Origin of the sequence: Salinivibrio sp. IB868, assembly GCF_001995655.1 — a bacterium.
Taxonomy (GTDB): Bacteria; Pseudomonadota; Gammaproteobacteria; order Enterobacterales; family Vibrionaceae; genus Salinivibrio; species Salinivibrio siamensis.
In genome coordinates this window covers 166837-186428 of record NZ_MUEW01000003.1, presented here as the reverse complement: position 1 = coordinate 186428, position 19592 = coordinate 166837, and the positions used below count along the sequence as shown (strand labels likewise).

General features: G+C 52.7%; 22 protein-coding genes. 12 read left to right on the top strand and 10 right to left on the bottom strand.

What is annotated here, in order from left to right; all coding sequences use genetic code 11:
- Positions 1 to 145: 145 nt before the first annotated feature.
- Together BZG20_RS04420 and rraA are read left to right on the top strand one after the other, a co-directional pair.
- Positions 146 to 1051 carry a 1,4-dihydroxy-2-naphthoate polyprenyltransferase gene (locus tag BZG20_RS04420; protein ID WP_077578244.1) on the top strand — a complete coding sequence of 302 codons (906 nt, stop codon included), beginning with the start codon at positions 146 to 148 and terminating at the stop codon, positions 1049 to 1051.
- Between the two features lie 119 nt (positions 1052 to 1170).
- Positions 1171 to 1689, top strand: a complete 519-nt coding sequence (gene rraA / locus BZG20_RS04415; protein WP_046074729.1) for a ribonuclease E activity regulator RraA — start codon at positions 1171 to 1173, stop codon at positions 1687 to 1689.
- 52 nt (positions 1690 to 1741) lie between these two features.
- Here rraA and zapB read toward each other — a convergent pair whose 3' ends face one another.
- On the bottom strand, positions 1742 to 1984 hold the full coding sequence (gene zapB / locus BZG20_RS04410) for a cell division protein ZapB (RefSeq protein ID WP_046074728.1): 243 nt from the start codon (positions 1982 to 1984) through the stop codon (positions 1742 to 1744).
- Between the two features lie 291 nt (positions 1985 to 2275).
- On the opposite strand from zapB, the gene glpX reads away from it, so the two are divergent.
- The 4 genes from glpX (at position 2276) to BZG20_RS04390 (ending at position 5367) form a co-directional block, all read left to right on the top strand.
- Positions 2276 to 3283: a class II fructose-bisphosphatase gene (gene glpX / locus BZG20_RS04405; protein WP_077578345.1), complete on the top strand. Its 1008-nt coding sequence runs from the start codon at positions 2276 to 2278 to the stop codon at positions 3281 to 3283.
- 119 nt (positions 3284 to 3402) lie between these two features.
- Positions 3403 to 4023, top strand: coding sequence for a metalloregulator ArsR/SmtB family transcription factor (locus BZG20_RS04400; protein ID WP_046074727.1), 621 nt, complete (start codon positions 3403 to 3405; stop codon positions 4021 to 4023).
- 9 nt (positions 4024 to 4032) lie between these two features.
- A complete protein-coding gene (locus BZG20_RS04395; RefSeq protein WP_046074726.1) occupies positions 4033 to 4776 on the top strand; it encodes a ferredoxin--NADP reductase in 744 nt (247 codons plus the stop codon).
- A gap of 237 nt (positions 4777 to 5013) precedes the next feature.
- Positions 5014 to 5367, top strand: a complete 354-nt coding sequence (locus BZG20_RS04390; RefSeq protein WP_077578243.1) for a DUF3135 domain-containing protein — start codon at positions 5014 to 5016, stop codon at positions 5365 to 5367.
- Between the two features lie 2 nt (positions 5368 to 5369).
- Here BZG20_RS04390 and BZG20_RS04385 read toward each other — a convergent pair whose 3' ends face one another.
- Positions 5370 to 5732, bottom strand: a complete 363-nt coding sequence (locus BZG20_RS04385) for a 5-carboxymethyl-2-hydroxymuconate Delta-isomerase (RefSeq protein WP_077578242.1) — start codon at positions 5730 to 5732, stop codon at positions 5370 to 5372.
- Positions 5733 to 5996: 264 nt separating this feature from the next.
- Here BZG20_RS04385 and tpiA point away from each other — a divergent pair, with 264 nt between their 5' ends.
- On the top strand, positions 5997 to 6764 hold the full coding sequence (gene tpiA, locus BZG20_RS04380; protein WP_046074723.1) for a triose-phosphate isomerase: 768 nt from the start codon (positions 5997 to 5999) through the stop codon (positions 6762 to 6764).
- Positions 6765 to 6820: 56 nt separating this feature from the next.
- On the opposite strand, the gene BZG20_RS04375 is transcribed toward tpiA, so the two are convergent.
- From BZG20_RS04375 to BZG20_RS04365, 3 genes are all read right to left on the bottom strand, one after another.
- Positions 6821 to 7285 carry a tRNA (cytidine(34)-2'-O)-methyltransferase gene (locus BZG20_RS04375; protein WP_046074722.1) on the bottom strand — a complete coding sequence of 155 codons (465 nt, stop codon included), beginning with the start codon at positions 7283 to 7285 and terminating at the stop codon, positions 6821 to 6823.
- A gap of 63 nt (positions 7286 to 7348) precedes the next feature.
- Entirely contained in the window at positions 7349 to 8749 is a 1401-nt protein-coding gene (cpxA, locus tag BZG20_RS04370; protein WP_077578241.1) for an envelope stress sensor histidine kinase CpxA, read from the bottom strand.
- Positions 8737 to 9432, bottom strand: coding sequence for a response regulator (locus BZG20_RS04365; RefSeq protein WP_046074720.1), 696 nt, complete (start codon positions 9430 to 9432; stop codon positions 8737 to 8739). The genes cpxA and BZG20_RS04365 overlap by 13 nt, the downstream gene beginning before the upstream one ends.
- Positions 9433 to 9599: 167 nt before the next feature.
- Between BZG20_RS04365 and BZG20_RS04360 the strand changes: the two genes are divergently transcribed.
- From BZG20_RS04360 to pfkA, 3 genes are all read left to right on the top strand, one after another.
- Complete coding sequence (locus tag BZG20_RS04360) at positions 9600 to 10055, top strand: Spy/CpxP family protein refolding chaperone (RefSeq protein WP_077578240.1); 456 nt, start codon at positions 9600 to 9602, stop codon at positions 10053 to 10055.
- 77 nt (positions 10056 to 10132) lie between these two features.
- On the top strand, positions 10133 to 11023 hold the full coding sequence (gene fieF, locus BZG20_RS04355) for a CDF family cation-efflux transporter FieF (RefSeq protein ID WP_046074719.1): 891 nt from the start codon (positions 10133 to 10135) through the stop codon (positions 11021 to 11023).
- 186 nt (positions 11024 to 11209) lie between these two features.
- Positions 11210 to 12172 carry a 6-phosphofructokinase gene (gene pfkA / locus BZG20_RS04350; RefSeq protein WP_046074718.1) on the top strand — a complete coding sequence of 321 codons (963 nt, stop codon included), beginning with the start codon at positions 11210 to 11212 and terminating at the stop codon, positions 12170 to 12172.
- A gap of 129 nt (positions 12173 to 12301) precedes the next feature.
- Here pfkA and cysE read toward each other — a convergent pair whose 3' ends face one another.
- The 4 genes from cysE to BZG20_RS04330 all read right to left on the bottom strand — a co-directional run bounded on the left by cysE (position 12302) and on the right by BZG20_RS04330 (position 15318).
- Positions 12302 to 13135, bottom strand: coding sequence for a serine O-acetyltransferase (gene cysE, locus BZG20_RS04345; protein ID WP_231637427.1), 834 nt, complete (start codon positions 13133 to 13135; stop codon positions 12302 to 12304).
- A 115-nt stretch (positions 13136 to 13250) separates the two neighbouring features.
- Positions 13251 to 14270 carry an NAD(P)H-dependent glycerol-3-phosphate dehydrogenase gene (gene gpsA / locus BZG20_RS04340; protein WP_077578239.1) on the bottom strand — a complete coding sequence of 340 codons (1020 nt, stop codon included), beginning with the start codon at positions 14268 to 14270 and terminating at the stop codon, positions 13251 to 13253.
- A gap of 9 nt (positions 14271 to 14279) precedes the next feature.
- Positions 14280 to 14759, bottom strand: a complete 480-nt coding sequence (secB, locus tag BZG20_RS04335) for a protein-export chaperone SecB (protein WP_046074715.1) — start codon at positions 14757 to 14759, stop codon at positions 14280 to 14282.
- A gap of 97 nt (positions 14760 to 14856) precedes the next feature.
- Positions 14857 to 15318, bottom strand: coding sequence for a rhodanese-like domain-containing protein (locus BZG20_RS04330; protein WP_046074714.1), 462 nt, complete (start codon positions 15316 to 15318; stop codon positions 14857 to 14859).
- Between the two features lie 478 nt (positions 15319 to 15796).
- Here BZG20_RS04330 and gpmM point away from each other — a divergent pair, with 478 nt between their 5' ends.
- Together gpmM and BZG20_RS04315 are read left to right on the top strand one after the other, a co-directional pair.
- Complete coding sequence (gene gpmM / locus BZG20_RS04320) at positions 15797 to 17335, top strand: 2,3-bisphosphoglycerate-independent phosphoglycerate mutase (protein ID WP_046074712.1); 1539 nt, start codon at positions 15797 to 15799, stop codon at positions 17333 to 17335.
- Positions 17336 to 17342: 7 nt separating this feature from the next.
- Positions 17343 to 18476 (top strand): peptidoglycan DD-metalloendopeptidase family protein, encoded by a 1134-nt coding sequence (locus BZG20_RS04315; RefSeq protein ID WP_046074711.1) that lies wholly within the window; start codon positions 17343 to 17345, stop codon positions 18474 to 18476.
- Between the two features lie 84 nt (positions 18477 to 18560).
- On the opposite strand, the gene tdh is transcribed toward BZG20_RS04315, so the two are convergent.
- Positions 18561 to 19589: an L-threonine 3-dehydrogenase gene (gene tdh, locus BZG20_RS04310; protein ID WP_100297960.1), complete on the bottom strand. Its 1029-nt coding sequence runs from the start codon at positions 19587 to 19589 to the stop codon at positions 18561 to 18563.
- Positions 19590 to 19592: the final 3 nt, after the last annotated feature.

Sequence of the window (19592 nt, the reverse complement as noted above, 5' to 3'; positions counted from 1 at the left end):
CAATACTAGGGCAGCAAACGCTGCCCTTTTTTGCATCAAAATTTGAGCTAGCGCAACAGCAAGTCGGATTTCAGCCGACAATGGGTTACTCCTCCCCTGGCTTGCGCAATAATGGTGACATCGTTTTTTCGTCTTGAGGATCGCTATGCGGCCTTCTACTCTCGCGATATGGCTGGATGCGGCGCGACCTAAAACGCTACCGCTGGCCGTTACCTCGATTTTGTCCGGCAGTGCGGTCGCTGCCTCGCAAGGGAGCCTGTCATGGTCAATCAGCTTGATGGCGCTAGTCACTGCCTTATTGCTGCAGATCCTGTCTAACCTCGCGAACGACTATGGTGATGCGATAAAAGGCACGGATAACGCGACGCGTATCGGTCCCATGCGCGCGATCCAATCCGGCCACGTCAGCCTGACCACCATGCGCCGCGCGCTCATACTTAATATTGGTTTAACCCTACTCAGTGGTGGGTCACTGATTGCGATTGCCTGCCAACAGCCGACTGACATTATTAGTTTCTTGCTGCTCGGTGTGATGGCGATTGTCGCGGCCATTACCTACACCGTGGGCAACAAGCCGTATGGCTATCGCGGTTTAGGAGATGTGTCGGTGCTGATCTTCTTTGGTTGGCTCGGGGTGGCAGGCACTTATTATTTGCAGGTCGGCCACATTGATTCCTTGGTCATTTTACCCGCGACGGCTTGTGGCTTATTAGCGGTCGGCGTTCTCAATATCAATAACTTACGAGATATTGATAACGATCGCGCGTGTGGTAAGCATACCTTAGTGGTGCGTTTAGGCCCGGAGCGCGGACGTCAGTATCATGTGATTTTACTGGCCGGGGCGGTTGCGTGTTATTCCTTATTTGCCGCCCTCACCTTGCAAGCCTGGTTGGGTTGGTTGTTCCTTGCCAGTGTGCCCTTACTGGTGCGCCATGGGCGTGACGTTTACCAAGCCACCAATGCCAACGCCCTGCGTCCCATGATGGGAACCATGGTGCGTTGTGCACTGATCACCAATGGCCTGTTTATGACCGGTATGCTGTTAGTCTAATCAGGCCACAGATTGTCCGCTTTAACATTGCAAACCCTTATGGGCTCGTTATACTTGGACTTGCCATGTTGGCAACACTAGCTTGCCAGCCTTTTTCTGCCTCAACAAGAAGTTAGACTATGGAATATAATACCTCGGAACTATGCGACATGTACCCCGAACACGTGGATGTCGTGGAGCCAATGTTTAGCTCTTATGGGGGCCGCAGCTCGTTTGGTGGCCAAATTACCACAGTAAAATGCTTTGAGGACAATGGGTTAATTCGTGAAATGGCCGAACAAGACGGCGAGCAGCGAATTATGCTGATTGATGGCGGCGGTTCGTTACGTCGCGCCCTTATTGACGGCGAGATTGCGCAGCTTGCCGCTGACAACGACTGGGCTGGCATGATTGTTTATGGGTGTGTCCGTGATGTCGATACCATTGATGAAATCGATATCGGCATTCAAGCACTGGCTTCAATTCCAGTGGGGGCTGACGAGCAAGGTGTCGGTGAAACGGACGTGCCAGTGAACTTTGGCGGCGTTACCTTCTTGCCTGATGATCATGTTTATGCCGACACCACCGGCGTGATCCTTTCACCTGATGCGCTGACCATGGCAGACGCGGACATCGATGAGGCGGAAGACGACGACTGACTCGTCGCCTGACACCGAATAGCAAAACAGAGCCAATTGGCTCTGTTTTTGTTTATTCGACGTTCTCAATCTTACCTAACAAGCTCCGGATGCGATCTTGCCATGCTTGCTGCTCGTCGCGCAGTTTGGCGTTTTCCTGCTCAAGCTGCTCACGGCGCTCTTTTTCCGCGACGGCATCTTGCTCGAGTGACCCGTTCTTTTCTTTGAGTTCTTCGATTTCCATTTGTAGCAGCGAAATGGTATCCACCGCCATTTGTACTTTAGCTTCGAGTTGTTCTAATACTTCCAATGACATCAAGGCCACCTTATTTCTGACGATTGATCCCGTTACTGCCTAATGTGCAGCAACCCGTGCAACTGAACGTGCACCCCGGCTTTATTGTACTCAGGTGATACCAGACTGCCACTGTTCTCGCTACCTGCCCGCGTACAAGTGCGCAAAAATGCAGCGCCTTTTGTCATCACCGTTTCAGATTCGGCAAAAACACCCGACCTGACCCAACGCAAACGTTTTCTCTTTCTGGTAGACTTGCGCGCAAATTGGGCTAAGGCCTGTCTTAATGTGGCTGACATTTCCGGAGTACTGATGAAACGTGATCTCGCATTGGCTTTCTCGCGTGTGACCGAAGGCGCAGCATTGGCTGGGTACAAATGGCTGGGACGAGGAGACAAGAACGCGGCCGATGGCGCGGCTGTTGAAGTAATGCGCACCTTACTTAACCTCACCGATATCGACGGTGAAATCGTGATAGGGGAAGGTGAAATCGATGATGCCCCGATGCTCTACATTGGCGAACACGTCGGGCTGGGTGGCGATGCGGTCGATATTGCCGTTGACCCGATAGAAGGCACACGAATGACGGCTATGGGGCAAGCCAACGCGCTCGCGGTGCTCGCCGCCGGCGAGAAAGGCAGCTTTTTGAAAGCCCCTGATATGTACATGGAAAAACTGGTCGTCGGCCCCGGCGCCAAAGGCGCGATTGACCTCAGTAAACCTTTAATCGATAACCTTGAGCGCATTGCGGTGGCGCTGGATAAAACACTCGATACCTTGGTGGTGGCCACCTTGGCCAAGCCACGCCATGATGAGATCATTGCCACCATGCAGGCGAAAGGGATCCGCGTCTTTGCGTTTCCCGATGGGGATGTGGCGGCCTCCATTCTGACCTGTATGCCTGAAAGTGAAGTGGATGTGATGGTTGGCATTGGCGGTGCACCAGAAGGCGTGGTGTCCGCAGCCGTGATCCGGGCGCTGGGCGGCGATATGCAAGGGCGATTGCTACCACGCCACGACGTGAAAGGGGATACCCCAGACAACCGCTTGCTCGGTGAACAAGAAATGACACGATGCACGCAAATGGGGATTGCCGCTCATCAGGTGTTAACGCTATCAGACATGGCCAGCAGTGATAATGTGGTATTTGCGGCGACCGGGATCACTAAAGGCGATCTGCTCGATGGCATTACCCGACACGGGGATTTAGCCACCACTGAAACCTTGGTGGTACGCGGACAGTGCCGCACCATTCGTCGGATCCGCTCGACCCATTATTTAAGCCGCAAAGATGCGGCGATCAAACCGCACATCCTGTAACCTCAGTGGCCGTGAATACGGCCCTTGACTGGTCAAGCCCGTCGATTTCGATTACCCTTTTATAAATAGTTTACTTTATTTATTTGCGACGACACGATTGGGGTAATCGAAATCGAATCATGAAGTCCACTGACCGCATTCTACACACCATCAAACGCGAAGGCAGCGTAAGTGCGAAAGCCTTGGCTGATGAGCTTGGCATGACCACCATGGGCGTACGTCAACATTTGCAAAGCTTAGAGCGCGATGGCTTGGTCGACTTTGAGGATATCCGCGCCAAAGTGGGCAGACCTTCTCGTCATTGGTCCCTAACCGCCCATGGTCACCGCCGCTTTGCCGACAGCCACCATGATTTATCGATTACCCTTATCGATTCCGTGCAAGACGTGTTTGGCGAGCAAGGTGTTGCAAAAGTCATTGCTCAACGTGAAGCCGCCACCTTTGCCCAATATCAAGACGCGCTCAAAGATTGCGATAATTTAGAGGCTAAATTGCGAACCTTGGCGTATCTTAGAGAGAGCGAGGGATATATGGCCGAGCTTCATCAAGACGGCACCGACTATATACTGATTGAACATCACTGCCCTATCTGTCATGCAGCGAAGTCCTGTCCGGCATTATGCCGCTCAGAAATCCAGTTATTCCGCCACCTACTCGGTGAGGCCTACCGGGTCGAACGCGAAGAGCATATCGTCTCTGGACAGCGCCGCTGCACATATCGTATTGGAGAGAAGACGTGAGGAGGTAATATGGCCACTTGGATCAAGGCTGAGGTAGTGGAGAACCAACATTGGACAAAGGATCTCTTCAGCCTGGTGTTATCCGCCCCTGTCGAGCCGTTTAAGGCAGGCCAATTCACAAAACTCGGCATGGAGATCGATGGTAAGTTGATCCAGCGTGCCTACTCGTTCGTGAATCCTCCACAAAGTAAATACTTAGAAGTCTATGCCACGCGTGTCGCCGACGGGATAATGTCACCCCGCCTCCATGCACTCGAGCCAGGCGACAGCGTGATGATCACGCAAGATCCGGCCGGCTACTTTACCCTCGATGAAGTGCCACAAGGCCAACACCTTTGGATGTTTGCCACTGGGACGGCAATCGGCCCTTACATCTCACTGATGGAACAAGGCGATCTGTGGTCACGTTTTCGTAAAGTGATACTGGTGCATGCGGTACGCTTCGCGGCCGATTTAACCTACCAAGCACGCATTAACGCGCTGCAAGAGCAATACCCTGACCAACTAGTGGTGCAGCCATTTGTCAGTCGTGAGCCGACCGCGGGTGCGCTCTCTGGGCGTGTGACCCACGCACTTGAGGATGGACTACTCGAACGGGTGGTTGGTCTGCCCCTCACGCCTGAACACAGCCAAGTGATGCTGTGTGGCAACCCCGCCATGGTCAAAGAAGTGAAAACACTCTTGGAAGGCAAAGGACTCAGCAAAAACCTGCGCCGTAAGCCAGGCAACGTCACCACCGAGCACTACTGGTAAGCCGCTCCCCTGCTTTGCTGACACGCATACGGTAAAGCAGGGCATTTTTATCGACGAGAATTAACCACAAAAACCAATTCGGATTCAGTCGATTGCCCCCGCCTCCGTCTGCATCTCCATTCAGGCCGTCAATATAGCCAGACACCGCTTATTTGATCCCCTCCAGCCCCCGGCTCATAGTTAGATTAACGCTTTGGTAACACGATCAGATGATCGGCGGCGTGTAAGGAGTAAGCGATGAAGACCCTACCCTCTTTCGACGAATTGGCGGCACTGGCTGAGTCAGACCCGCATGCATTAGAAGCGCTGAGACTGACAATGAGTGAAGATGTTATCGCTAATGCCTCATATGCCACCCAGCCTCAACTCCACGCGATGTTAAGCCACATCAATCGAATGATTGACCATGGTAAAAACCCGCTTCACGTTAACATGATGTTGTTCCAGGCACTCACGCGCCAGTACTCACGCTTTGCCACCGCCTTTACGGCCCCGGAAGAGTTGCGCAGTCATCAAGCAGACATTATGGACTTTCGCGTCGGCCAAGCCGCCAGAAAAGCGACAGCCGATGCGCCCGAGCGTCCAAGCTAGGTTTACATCGCTTGCTTGTCGCCCACCCACTTACGGTAGCTGCTGGTGTCCATATCACGGACTTCTACCGTAAGACTGCTGACATGGCCGGCGTGCTCACGCAAAGGGGCTGTTAGGGCGTCACTGATTGCTTCTTTTTGCTGGGCACTGCGTCCCGCGAGTAACCGAAATTCAACATGAACAAACTCGCTACGATCTGCCTGCGCCCCGACACGCCACACACCGCAAGGCACCGCGCGTGATTTTAAGGCCTCGGGATCGAAGCTTCCCGTCGCAATCGCGGCACGATGAAGATCATCCACCAGTTGATCAATATTGACACGCTCTGCCAGTGCGTCTGTGTATTCCATCACCAGATGGGGCATAAAACCTCCCTCCATTATCATCGTCAGCCTGCATAGTGCCGAAACGTTGCGTATTGCACGAGCGCATGGCTCACACTTTCGTCCGTCTCTCACCGCCATTGTGATGAAAATTTACTACCTTAAGGTTCCCTTTTACGCCTAAAACGGGTAAAAACGAAAGCATTCTCGCCATTCTATGATTTTAAACAGAGAAGGCCGCGCTACAATAGACTACCTTCTTTACATCTTTTGACTTCAAATCAACTAAACCGCGGAGGAATTCCTATGCGCCGTCCATTGGTAATGGGTAACTGGAAACTCAATGGCAGCAAAGCCATGGTCACTGAACTGCTTAACGGCCTGAACGCCGAACTACAAAATGTTGAAGGCGTCGACGTTGCCGTTGCACCACCGGTGATGTATTTGGCACAAGCCGAGCAACTGCTGGCTGACAGCGCCATTAAACTCGGTGCGCAAAACGTAGACATCAATAACAGCGGCGCATTCACCGGTGATATCTCTGCAGACATGCTGAAAGACTTTGGTGCCACGCACATCATTATCGGCCACTCAGAGCGTCGTGAATACCATCAAGAGTCTGACGAGTTTGTGGCAAAGAAATTTGCTTTCTTGAAAGAAAATGGCCTCACGCCTGTCTTATGCATTGGTGAGTCAGACGCACAGAATGAAGCGGGTGAAACGCTGGCCGTTTGTGCTCGCCAACTGGATGCAGTGATCCAATCACAAGGTGTTGAAGCCTTGAACGATGCCGTGATCGCTTACGAGCCTATCTGGGCTATCGGTACGGGTAAAGCGGCAACCGCGCAGCAAGCACAAGATATCCATGCTGCAATCCGCAAGCACATTGCATCTTACAGTGAAGATGTCGCAAGCAAAGTGGTGATTCAGTACGGCGGCTCTGTGAAAGCAGGCAACGCGGCTGAACTATTTGCAATGCCGGATATCGACGGCGCGCTAGTTGGCGGTGCCGCACTTGACGCCGCTGGCTTTGCAGCGATTGCCAAAGCCGCGGCTGAGGCGAAAAACGCGTAAATTACGCGCCGAAGACAAAAAAGATCCACGCCCTCAGCCATCGCTGGGGGCGTTTTTTATTGCGCGCCATTAAAACCAAACTGCCGCCACGCTTCATACCCAATAATCGCCACGGCGTTAGAAAGGTTAAGGCTGCGTGCCTCTGGCTGCATCGGAATGCGTAACCGCTGCGCGTCGGGTAACGCTTGGATCAGCGCATCGGGTAACCCTCGGGTTTCGGGGCCAAATAGCAACACATCACCCGCTTGGAATTGCGCCTGAGTATGAAATTGGGTTGCTTTGGTGGTACACGCAAAGATCCGTCGGCCAGCCATTGCTTTTGCAAACGCCGCATAGTCCTGATGACGCGTCACACGCGCCAGATCGTGATAATCCAACCCCGCGCGACGGACTTTCTTTTCGTCAAGATCAAAGCCTAAAGGCTCAATCAGATGTAAGTGCGCGCCGCAATTAGCACACAGACGAATAATATTGCCCGTATTCGGTGCAATTTCAGGCTCATAGAGCGCAATATCAAACATGGCAGTGACCTGCAAAATCCAGCAAAGGCGGTATTGTCGCAACCGCTTGTCGATTGCGCAATATTAACTACATGGCCAATATAAACACACCGCCAGTCCACCTTGTGGGCGATTGGCCGCGTTAACCTGCCCACCGTGCTGTTGAATGGCTTGTGCGGTAATCGCCAGCCCAAGTCCTGAGCCGCCACTTTGGCGATCACGCGCGGCCGATACCCGATAAAACGGGCGAAAAATGTCTTTTAACATGCAGTCTGGCACCCCAGGTCCATCATCGTCAATGGAGAGGCAGAGCTGTCCCTCGTCTCGTTCCATGGTGATGCGAATTTGTTGGTCGGCATAGTGAATGGCATTGCGTAATACGTTATCTAAAGCACTACGCGCCAGGCGCACATTAACGGTCAGCATGGCATCTGGGATCCCATTGCTGGTGACCTGCTTACCTTGTTGGCCTGCTTCAAATTGGGCATCCTCTATCACTGTTTGCCACAAGGCATCGGCACTGATTCTTTCTCGCTCGAGATGGCCTTGGGATTGTAAACGTGACAAGGTCAGTAACTCGCTGATCAACGCCTCTAGTTGGCTCGCCTCTTGCTCAATCCGCGCTAACGCCTCGCTGTCCCCCAGCTCACGTACCGCCAAGGCACGCGCCATCTGCAGACGGGTGAGTGGCGAACGTAACTCATGGGAAATATCTGAGACCAATTGCTGCTGTCCGGTCACCATCTGATTAAGCGCGGTGACCATTTGGTTAAACCCCCGCCCTGCGTCGCGAAACTCCCGCGGACCTCGCTCAAGATCAGGATCGGTCACCAATTCACCGTGCGCCACCCGTTGACTTGCCGCCTGAAAGCGCCGAGCAGGGCGCGTTAAAGTATACGCTAACCACAATAATAAAGGCGTGCTCACCAACATGGTCACACCCAATAGATGCTCCGGTTTTTCCAATATTTTGAGGACAAAGGGCAGCCTAGGCTGCCAGCGTCTGGCGTGGTAAAAACGGCCTGCTTCACGTGAAGTCACAATCGGAAATGGCCCTGCCAGCATGTGACGATGATAGAGGCGTTGCATGGGCTCGGCAGTGTCTGACGTCCGTGACATAAAGTGGCGCAACTCGCGAGGAAGCGAGTCGAGCGGTGCGCTGTCAGGCACCCAGTAGAGCTTGTAGGGAGTGCGACGGTGTCCATGATGTTGATTTTGCCGTGCAACCAACACGGAAAGCGGTATATCGCGACCTTGCGCGACGGCCATCAATTTCTCAATCTGAGCTTGTATGCGCGCCTTTTCTGGGGATGGGATCGCATGCAGGCTACGCGGATCACCACGCTGCGCCCACATCACCGCGGCTAATACCACCAGCAACGTAAGCCAGAAAATAATAAAAACCCGACCGTATAAGCTGCCGAGAAAAGGCACCTGCGCCCAACGTGCCCCAGCTCGTTGTCGCCACGTCGCTAATCGACCCATAAGTAACCCTTACCTCTCAAGGTCTTGATCCTTGGCTTGCCATCAAGGCGCTCAGGCAGTTTTTTGCGCAGATTGGAAATGTGTACATCGACTGCCCGATCAAACGGCATTAAGCGTTTACCGAGCACTTGTTCGCTAAGCAAGGCTTTGCTCACCACTTCGCCTGGGTGATGAAGTAAACAGGCGAGCATTTCGGTTTCCATCCCCGTTAGCTCCACGGGTCTGTCTTGACAGAGGGTTTCCAGCCGGCGTGGGTAGACCCGCACGTCATGATGGGCGAGGACAGGTTCCTCGTCCGATTGCGTCGGCTCGACACCCTCTCCCTGCGTCCGCCGTAAAATCGCTCGCATTCGGGCAAGCAGTTCACGATCACTAAAGGGTTTAGCCAAATAGTCGTCCGCGCCTAATTCTAGCCCCATCACACGATCCACTTCCTCACCTCGCGCAGTGAGCATCAAAATCGCCACGTTTGAGGTCGCGCGTAGCTGACGCAAGGTTTCCATCCCGTTGAGCACAGGCATCATCACATCCAGCAAAATGATATCGGGCGGTGACGCATTCGCCATCTCCAAACCCACTTGGCCGTTATCCGCGCAGCGCACCGAAAACCCCTCCAAGGACAGCAGCTCGCTGAGAAGGTCCGTTAACGCTGTGTCATCATCGATGATTAAAACCTGATACATGCTTTTACACTCACTTCCAAGGTGGCGTGTTTGTGACACCGAACAGGGTGTATTTTTATCATAGCGGCTCACACACATGCGTGACTTTACCCATCTTTACACCCAATAACGTCACTTTACATCCCAACACGTAGGCTAACAGGGTAAACATTCCATTCAGGAGAAAGATGATGAAACGTATCACGATAGGTTTAGCGCTCGCAGCCATTACCCTTCCGACTTTAGCGGCTCCACATGTCGGCGCTGGCATGGATCGCAGTCTGTGGCGCGACCTGGATTTAACTGATGAGCAAAAAGCGCAAATTCAAGCGCTTCGTGATGACTATCGTGCCCAGCGTCAACAGGCACGAGACGATTTCCATGCCAACATGCATGCTTTACTCACCCAACAGACGTTCGATGAAGCGGCAGTGCGCGATCTCTTGGCGTCTCAACCACAGCCAAATCTTGAGCGTCGCGTTAAGCACGCCCGCCATCAGCATGCGATGTTACAAGTGCTGACCGCTGAGCAACAAAGCGCCTTTTTTGATGCGATGATGGAAAGGCGGGCGCAACGCGGTCACGGTCACCGAGGTAAAGGGGAGCATCGCCAACCGGGTCAAAAAGGTGACTGTTGGCGCTAAACCTGCGCCGTGTCATACGTTTGCCGTCAATGGCATATATACTTGAGGGCAGTGTTGATTAACCGACTGCCCTCTGTATGACAAAAAAGTATGCCTTTTGGGTCGAAGCCGCGGCGTGGGCAGCCACCTGTGTGGCGACCCTCCTCCTATTAGCCAAACTCATCGCGTGGTGGCTCACCGGCTCGGTCAGTGTGCTGGCCTCGTTTGTTGACTCATTGCTCGATTTGCTCGCCTCGCTCACCAACTTACTCGTGGTGCGCTACGCGGTTCAGCCCGCGGACAGTGAACACAGCTTTGGTCATGGTAAAGCGGAATCATTGGCCGCCTTGGCGCAATCCACCTTCATTATTGGCTCCGCCTCCTTCTTGCTGCTCAGTGGACTCGAACGTTTGTTCAAGCCCGTACCGATTGCCGCCCCTGAACTTGGCATTATGGTCAGCGTCGGCGCTACCGTGATCACCTTCGGCTTGGTGCTGTTTCAAAAATGGGTGATCCGCAAAACCGCCAGTCCCGCCATCGCCGCCGATGCCCTTCACTATCAATCTGATTTGTTAATGAATGTCGCGATCATTATTGCCCTTGGACTGAGTTGGTACGGCTGGACACAGGCCGATGCCTGGTTTGCGATTGCCATCAGCCTGTTTATTTTATCGCAAGCACTTAAAATGGCTTACGAGGCCATCCAATCACTGCTCGATAGGCAGTTACCGCTTGAAGAGCAAGAAAAAATAGCGGTGCTCTCGAGCTCAGTGGTAGGGGTGCATGGCATTCATCAACTGCGCACTCGTCAGGCGGGCATGACAAAGTTTATCCAATTACACATAGAGCTTGATGACGAGCTACCCTTAGTGGATGCACATACTATTGCCGATGAAGTGGAAGATAGATTGCTCGTCGCCTTTCCCGGGGCAGATGTGATCATCCATCAAGACCCCAAATCCGTGGTGCCAAAGGAGGCAAAAGCGTGAAGGGCGGCATGAACAAAAGCTCATCGGGCTGACATGTATCAACTTTTTTTCTATAGCAATTGTAATACTATTACAGAAGTAGGAAAATTACAGTTTAAGCGATCGTCATTGCGGGTTCACTGGGGCAAGCAGGTTGCCATTACCGCAATCGGCACGAATTAAGTGACGAACAGTTAGAGGGTAACCATGGTTAGAAAAATTGGTGTTTTGACCAGTGGCGGTGATGCGCCAGGTATGAACGCAGCGATTCGCGGTGTGGTTCGCAGCGCGCTCAGCGAAGGCTTAGAAGTATATGGTATTTATGATGGTTTTCTCGGCCTGCATCAAAACCGCATTGAGCGCCTCAATCGCACAAGCGTTTCTGACGTGATTAACCGCGGCGGCACCTTCCTAGGTTCAGCGCGTTTTCCTGAATTTGCCGACGAGAAAGTGCGTGAGCAAGCGATTCAGAACCTGAAAATGCACGGCATCGACGCCTTGGTCGTCATTGGTGGTGACGGCTCATTCATGGGGGCAAAGAAACTGACCGAAATGGGTTACCCCTGTATTGGCCTGCCGGGCACCATTGATAATGATGTTGCGGGGACGGACTACACCATCGGCTATATGACGGCGATGAACACGGTGATTGACGCCATTGACCGCCTGCGCGACACCTCGTCTTCTCACCAGCGTATCTCTATTGTTGAAGTCATGGGCCGTCATTGCGGCGATCTGACCCTGATGGCGTCGATTGCTGGTGGCTGTGAATACATCATCACCCCAGAGATTGGGTTGGATAAAGACAAGCTTCTCGCCAAAGTGAAAGAAGGCATCTACAAAGGTAAGAAGCACGCGATCATCGCGATCACTGAGCTGATGACCGACGCCAATGAACTCGCGAAGTTCATCGAGAGCGAAACCGGCCGCGAAACACGCGCGACCATTCTTGGCCATATTCAACGTGGCGGCCAACCCGGTGCCTTTGACCGCATTCTTGCCTCGCGCATGGGCGCTTACGCCGTTGACCTTCTGCAACAAGGTGAAGGTGGCCGTTGTGTCGGTATTCAGAATGACAAAATGGTGCATCATGACATCGTTGACGCGATTGAAAACATGAAGCGCCCATTCCGCGACGACTTGTACGAAGTTGCCGAAAAGCTGTTCTAACTCGCGGCGAAGCTTTTATCTATTGCTAAAAACGGAGCCCACGGCTCCGTTTTTTATTCTGAGATAGCTTGGGTGCAAGCCGCACTTATGCAAGCCGCGCTTGTGCAAGCCGCGCTTGTGCAAGCCGCATTAGATCCCATCTCCCGAGATAAATGTCTTGTGCGAGCCATTAAATTCTTGATCCATATCCAGCGATGGCATGTGCGAGCTGGGTCGACCCACAATCTTGGCCGGCACGCCTGCCACCGTGGTGTGAGGTGGAACAGGGTTAAGCACCACAGAGCAGGAGCCAATTTTCGCGCCTTCACCGATATCAATATTACCCAGTATTTTTGCCCCTGCACCAATCATCACCCCAGTGCGGATCTTCGGATGGCGATCGCCGCCCTCTTTGCCTGTCCCGCCCAAGGTCACATCTTGCAGAATAGACACATTGTCCTCGATAACGGCCGTTTCACCGATCACGATACCCGTTGCATGATCAAACATAATGCCACGACCTATACAGGCAGCGGGATGAACATCCACTTGACTGGTCACCGAGATTTGGTTTTGCAGATAGGTCGCGAGTTCTTTTCGTCCTTGACGCCATAGCCAGTTCGCAACCCGAAAACCTTGTAATGCATGAAAGCCCTTTAGGTACAAAAGTGGCGTTGAATACAACTCAACGGCAGGATCACGTTCAACGGTGGCACAAATATCGCACGCAGCTGATTCCGCCACGCAAGCATCATTGGCATACACTTCTTCTATCACCTCTCGCACCGCCATTGAGGGCATCGAGGGCGTGGAAAGCTTATTGGCGAGAATATAGCTAAGCGCACTGGCTAAATTGTCGTGCTTAATAATGGTGGCATGGTAAAAACTCGCCAACATCGGCTCACGCTCTGAATGCTCACGCGCTTCTTTTTTCACTGCTTGCCAGACACGATCTTGTTGGCATTGTTTTTTTGCCTGATTCACTGCCTTCATCCTTATCCCAAATGATCTACCACTCAGGCGACAACACCGCCTCACGCCAGTGTATAAAAAAAACGCGCGGTTCTCACCCCGCGCGTTAATCTCTTCGATTTTGCTGTTATTCGGACTTCTTGTCTCGTGCCAGCAAATCGCGCGCGGCATGATGGGCCAATTTACCTTGATAGAGCACTTGATAAATCTGCTCCACAATAGGCATCTCGACGCCCGCGCGCTGGGCCAGTGCCCATACTTCTTTGGTGTTGCGATACCCCTCGACCACTTGGCCGATGTTGTCTTGGGCACCTTGCACATCCTCACCCTGGCCTAATGCCAGGCCAAAGCGACGGTTACGCGACTGGTTATCGGTGCACGTCAACACCAAATCTCCCAACCCCGCCATCCCCATAAAGGTATCACGGGACGCACCCAGCGCTTCACCTAGCCGGGTCATTTCCGCCAAGCCCCGCGTGATCAAGGCCGTCCGTGCGTTGGCGCCAAAGCCAATGCCATCGGAAATCCCTGCGCCAATGGCAATCACATTTTTCACCGCGCCGCCAAGTTGCATGCCGATAAAATCATGATTGCCGTACACACGGAAGCTATGTTGGCAATGAATGGTTTCTTGTAAATCACTCACGAACTCTGCGTCAGGCGAGGCCACCGAAATCGCGGTAGGCATGCCCGCGGCAAGTTCTTTAGCAAACGTAGGCCCCGATAACACCGCGAGCGGTATATCGTCGCTCAATTGTTCACGTGCCACGTCTTGCAATAAACGACCGGTTTCCGGCTCTAGGCCTTTAGTCGCCCAACACACACGAGAGTCGGCCCGTAAGTGAGGGCGCACTTGGCTCAGTACATCACCAAATACATGGCTGGGGACGACCACAAGCAAATCGCGACTGGCATTGACCGCAACAGATAGATCCGCACAGAGCACTAATGAGTCTGGAAACGCCACATCGGGAAGAAACGCTTGGTTAGCGCGATCAATTTCCAGCTGTGCGATATGACTCGGATCGTGCCCCCATAACACCACGTTGGCACCATTTCTGGCCAACGAGATTGCCAGCGCCGTCCCGTAAGAGCCGGCGCCCAGTACCGTAATGGCCGCATCTTGAGTGGGAGCAAGATCTGTCATCATCACACCTTACGCTTGCGCGTCTTCTTCGCTAGATGTTTCGCCCGCCTGCTGCTGCAGGTAGTTCATGAACAAGGCATCAAAGTTAACCGGTGCCAGGTTCAGTTGCGGGAAGGTCCCTTTAACGACCAAGCTCGAAATCGTTTCACGCGCATAAGGGAAGAGAATGTTAGGACAGAAAGCGCCCAGGCAATGTGCCAATTGAGGCGATTCCATGCCTGACACAGAGAAAATACCACCTTGCTGCACTTCACAAAGGAAGGCATTACTTTCTTGGTTTTTCACCGTCACGGTCAAACGCAAGATCACTTCATAGATGCCTTCACCCAACTCGCGGCTTTGCGTGTCCAAATCAAGGTTAACGTCTGGCGCCCAATCTTGTTGGAACACTTCTGGCGAGTTTGGCGCTTCAAAAGACACGTCCTTGAGAAAAACGCGTTGAATGGCAAAATTTTGCTCGGCTTGTTGGTTGTTTTCGGCTTCAGCCATGATGGTTCGTCCTTATTTAAAAAATTGCAAATGCGCCTGGCACATTAAAAAATGCGAGCCACCGCGTCATGCGGTCGCTCGAGAATTGAGTGAAGGATCACTTTTTCTTTTTGCTCTTGCCCTTACCGCTTTTGGCACGGACCAGCGGCATTTTGGCATCGTTCCAAGAGGTCAAACCGTCTTTAAGAATATAAACGGACTCGAAGCCTGCTTTTGCCAGTTGATTGGCACTGTCTGCCGCCGTTTGACCGGTTTTGCATACCACAATGATGGGGTCATTTTTGTGTTTTTCAAGCTCACCAAACGACTGTGATTTGATTTCACTCGGCAACACATTAATCGCCCCCGTGATGTGGCCGGCGCGAAAATCATCATGGCCACGAATGTCGACGAACACCCCATTTTCTCGGTTGTTAAGGATCGCCGCGTCATTAGGGCCTACCACTTTATAGGCAGCCGTTTTTTGTTTAATCAGCGACATCAGTAAAGCGGCCGCCAAGCCTACCCAGACAAGGGTGAGAATCATGTTATTGGAGACAAAATCAATATATTCCTGCATAACCTTTGCTCTATACTGCTTGCTTGTCTCGCCGAGGGCGAGAGTCCATCAAGGGGTGAAAATGGTGTCGAGTATAACCTGCTCGCCATGGTTTTACAGCCTGCCGAGACGAAATCGCGCGTTTGCTCACTCATACGCACGTCCCCGCGTTTTCACCTTCCGCTCAATAACTTGAAAAGAAAGAAGGTTTCATCAATCGCAGAAATCGAGCCAAGCCATTCGCGCACAGCGGCGATCTTCGCCATAATGAGGGGAGTCAAGGGTCGAAGGCAAGTGAACCAAGGCTTGCTGGTTAACTTGTCAGCTGGGATAATTGATCTTAGCCTACATATCAGCCCGTAAAATGTTGTAAAATTACGCACACACTGAGCCCTGAAGCTAGCCATGCATCTGGCTCCATGCCTCAGTGGTTGCTCCATGACATCCAATGTCATTGGCATCCAATGTCAGTCTTTTGCTTGAATTAAGAGGACGTAACATGTCTGCGAAAAAACCACTTGCACTGGTGATTCTCGATGGCTGGGGTTATCGCGACCCACAAAGCGATAACGCGATTACCAACGCCAACACCCCTGTGATCGACAGCCTCATGGCCGAGAACAGCACACTGATTTCAGCGTCCGGTTTCGATGTGGGTCTGCCTGATGGGCAAATGGGTAACTCAGAAGTTGGCCATGTCAACATCGGCGCAGGTCGCGTGGTTTACCAAGACTTGACCCGCATTGGCAAATCCATTGCGGACGGTGAGTTTAACCAAACCCCAGCACTGACGGCCGCCGTTGATAAAGCCGTTGATAAGGGCAAAGCCGTGCATATTATGGGTCTGATGTCGCCTGGCGGTGTACACAGCCATGAAGATCATATTGCCGCCATGGTTGAACTGGCCGCAGAGCGCGGTGCCGATCAGATTTATCTACACTGCTTCCTGGATGGCCGTGATACGCCGCCACGCAGTGCAAAAGCATCGCTAGAGCGCTTCGATGCCCTGTTTGAAAAGCTGGGTAAAGGCCGTACCGCATCACTGGTTGGTCGCTACTACGCCATGGACCGTGACAACAACTGGGACCGTGTCGAGCGCGCTTATGATTTGCTCACCCAAGCGCAAGGCGAATTCACTGCGACCAGCGCTGTAGAAGGCTTGGAAGCGGCTTACGCACGTGAAGAAAATGATGAATTTGTCGCCCCAACAGAAATTTACCGTGACGGTGACAACAAAGCGACCATTAACGATGGCGATGCGGTTGTTTTCATGAATTTCCGTGCCGACCGTGCTCGTCAAATGACGCGCGCCTTTATGCCGGATTTCGATGGCTTTGCGCGTAAAAAATACGCGGAACTGTCTGACTTTGTGATGCTGACAGAATATGCAGCCGACATCGATACCACGGTGGCCTTCCCACCTGAAAGCCTCTCCAACACGCTTGGCGAGTGGCTATCAAAAAATGGTAAAACTCAGCTGCGTATCTCTGAAACCGAGAAGTACGCACACGTGACTTTCTTCTTCAACGGCGGTATCGAGACCGTGTTTGAAGGCGAAGAGCGTGCCTTGGTCGCCTCACCGAAAGTAGCTACCTATGATCTGCAACCAGAAATGAGTTCAGAAGAGCTGACCGACAAGCTCGTTGATGCGATTAAGTCTGGTAAGTTCGATATGATCATCTGTAACTATCCAAACGGCGACATGGTTGGCCACACTGGGGTGTATGACGCTGCAGTACAGGCCTGCGAAGCCGTCGATCACTGCATCGGCCGTGTCTTGGAAGCCATCAAAGAAGTCGATGGTCAGATGCTGATCACGGCCGACCATGGTAACGCTGAGATGATGGTCAACGAAGAGACCGGCGGTGCGTATACGGCACACACCAACCTGCCTGTCCCGCTGATGTATGTGGGGAGTCAGCCGGTAAGCTTGAAAGAAGGCGGTAAGCTCTCTGACCTGGCACCGACTATGCTGGCATTAACCGGTATGGAGATTCCTGAAGAGATGACTGGCAAGCCACTGTTCGATCTGAAATAATCCCCCTATGCGGGAGAAACGAACACGCTTAAGCCAAACCCTCCGCGCCAGTGCATTATGCACTGGCGTTTTTCTCTGCCTGTTGATTGGCTCAGCCAATGCCAACTCTGAGCTAGAGGGAGTGAGCGATGAAATTGCCCGCCAGCAATCGCAATTGGCGGCGCACAATAAAAAGCTCAATGCGTTACAAAGCGATCTAAAAGCACAGTCGAAACGCATTGATACCCTGTCTAAGAAAACGCGCCAAGCCCAGCAAACGCTGCAGCAGACTGATGCTCAAATCACGCGCCTAAGCAAAAAGCAAGCGCGACTCAAACAAGAGATGATTGCCCAGCAGGCACAGTTAGCCGAATTGATCGACGCCCAATATCGCCAAGGCGAGCATGATCAGCTCAAACGTCTACTTAGCCAAGAGTCACCTACCAAGCTCGACCGACTCACGAAGTATGCTGAAGTGCTAGCAAGCACCATGCAGGAGGCGATCGAATCATTAGCTGCGACCCGCACCGATTATCAACTCACGGCCCACCAGCTCAAACAACAACGTGATAAGCAGGCTAGCTTGGTGGCAGAGTTAACCGAGAAAAAACAAGCACTGGAGCGGGAGCAAGCCTCGCAAAGCCAGACCGCGAAAAAAATCCGGGCCAAAATTGCCAGCGACAATGCTTATTTAGCTGAGCTCAAGACAAACAAGCAACGGCTGCAAGAGCAAATTGCCGCGGCCGCGCGCCGTGCACAAGTAAAAATGGCGGGCATTGGAAAAGCCAAAGGCAAACTTCACTGGCCCACCCAAGGGAAGCTGCTCCACCGTTTTGGTGAGCGTCAGTCAGGTGAAGTCTCGTGGAATGGTATCGTAATTGGGGCCAAACGCGGTACCGAGGTCAAAGCGGCGCATGCTGGTAAAGTCGTGCTTTCTAGCTGGCTACGCGGCTATGGGTTATTGATTGCCGTTGACCATGGCAAAGGGGACATGACCTTGTATGGCTACAACCAAGCTTTGCTAAAAGACGTAGGCGATACAGTCACTGCCGGGGAAGCTATCGCCTTGGTCGGCGACAGTGGTGGACAATCCACCCCTTCTCTGTATTTCGAAATTCGCCGTAAAGGCAACACCACCAACCCCGTGCCTTGGCTGGATTAAACACGCCCACCTCATCGGCGGGCGCGTTTGTCATCTAACAGAGCCCATCGCCATGGTTCAACATGGACGCGGCAATCGTGGCATTTAGTTCTGCCAATCGAGGATCACCTTGCCTGATTGGCCTGAGCACATCACATCAAAGCCTTGTTGAAAGTCATCCACGCTGTAGTGATGGGTGATGATCGGGGTTAAATCCAACCCTGATTGGATTAACGACGCCATCTTGTACCAGGTTTCGAACATCTCACGGCCATAGATACCTTTGATCACCAAGCCTTTAAAAATCACTTGGTTCCAATCAATCCCCATATCACTGGGTGGGATGCCAAGAAGTGCTATGTTGCCACCGTGATTCATGGCCGTCAGCATGCTATTAAACGCCGCCGGCACACCAGACATTTCGAGGCCAACATCAAAGCCTTCACTCATCCCCAGCTCTTCCATCACTGATTCCAGCGAGGTATTGGCGACATTGACCGCACGGGTCACCCCCATTTTGCGGGCAAGCTCGAGGCGATACTCGTTCACATCGGTGATCACCACATGACGCGCACCGACATGGCGCGCCACCGCAGCGGCCATGATCCCAATCGGACCTGCACCGGTGATCAGCACATCCTCGCCCACCAAATCAAACGAGAGCGCGGTGTGGACGGCGTTGCCAAACGGGTCAAAAATCGAGGCTAAGTCATCCGAAATCTCATCGGGGATTTTGAACGCATTATACGCAGGGATCACCAAATACTCGGCAAACGCCCCTTCGCGATTAACCCCCACCCCGACGGTATTACGACATAGGTGGGTACGACCGCCACGGCAGTTCCGGCAGTGCCCACAGGTGATATGGCCCTCACCAGAAACACGGTCGCCCAGTGAAAAGCCACGCACTTCTTGACCAATGCCGACGACTTCACCGACATATTCATGGCCGACCACCATAGGAACAGGGATGGTATTTTGTGACCACTCGTCCCACTTATAAATATGCACATCGGTGCCACAGATGGCCGTTTTACGAATTTTGATCAGCAGATCGTTATGCCCCAGCTCAGGAAGCTCGGCTTCCGTCATCCAAATGCCGGGCTCCGCCTTGAGTTTGGCCAAGGCTTTCATGGT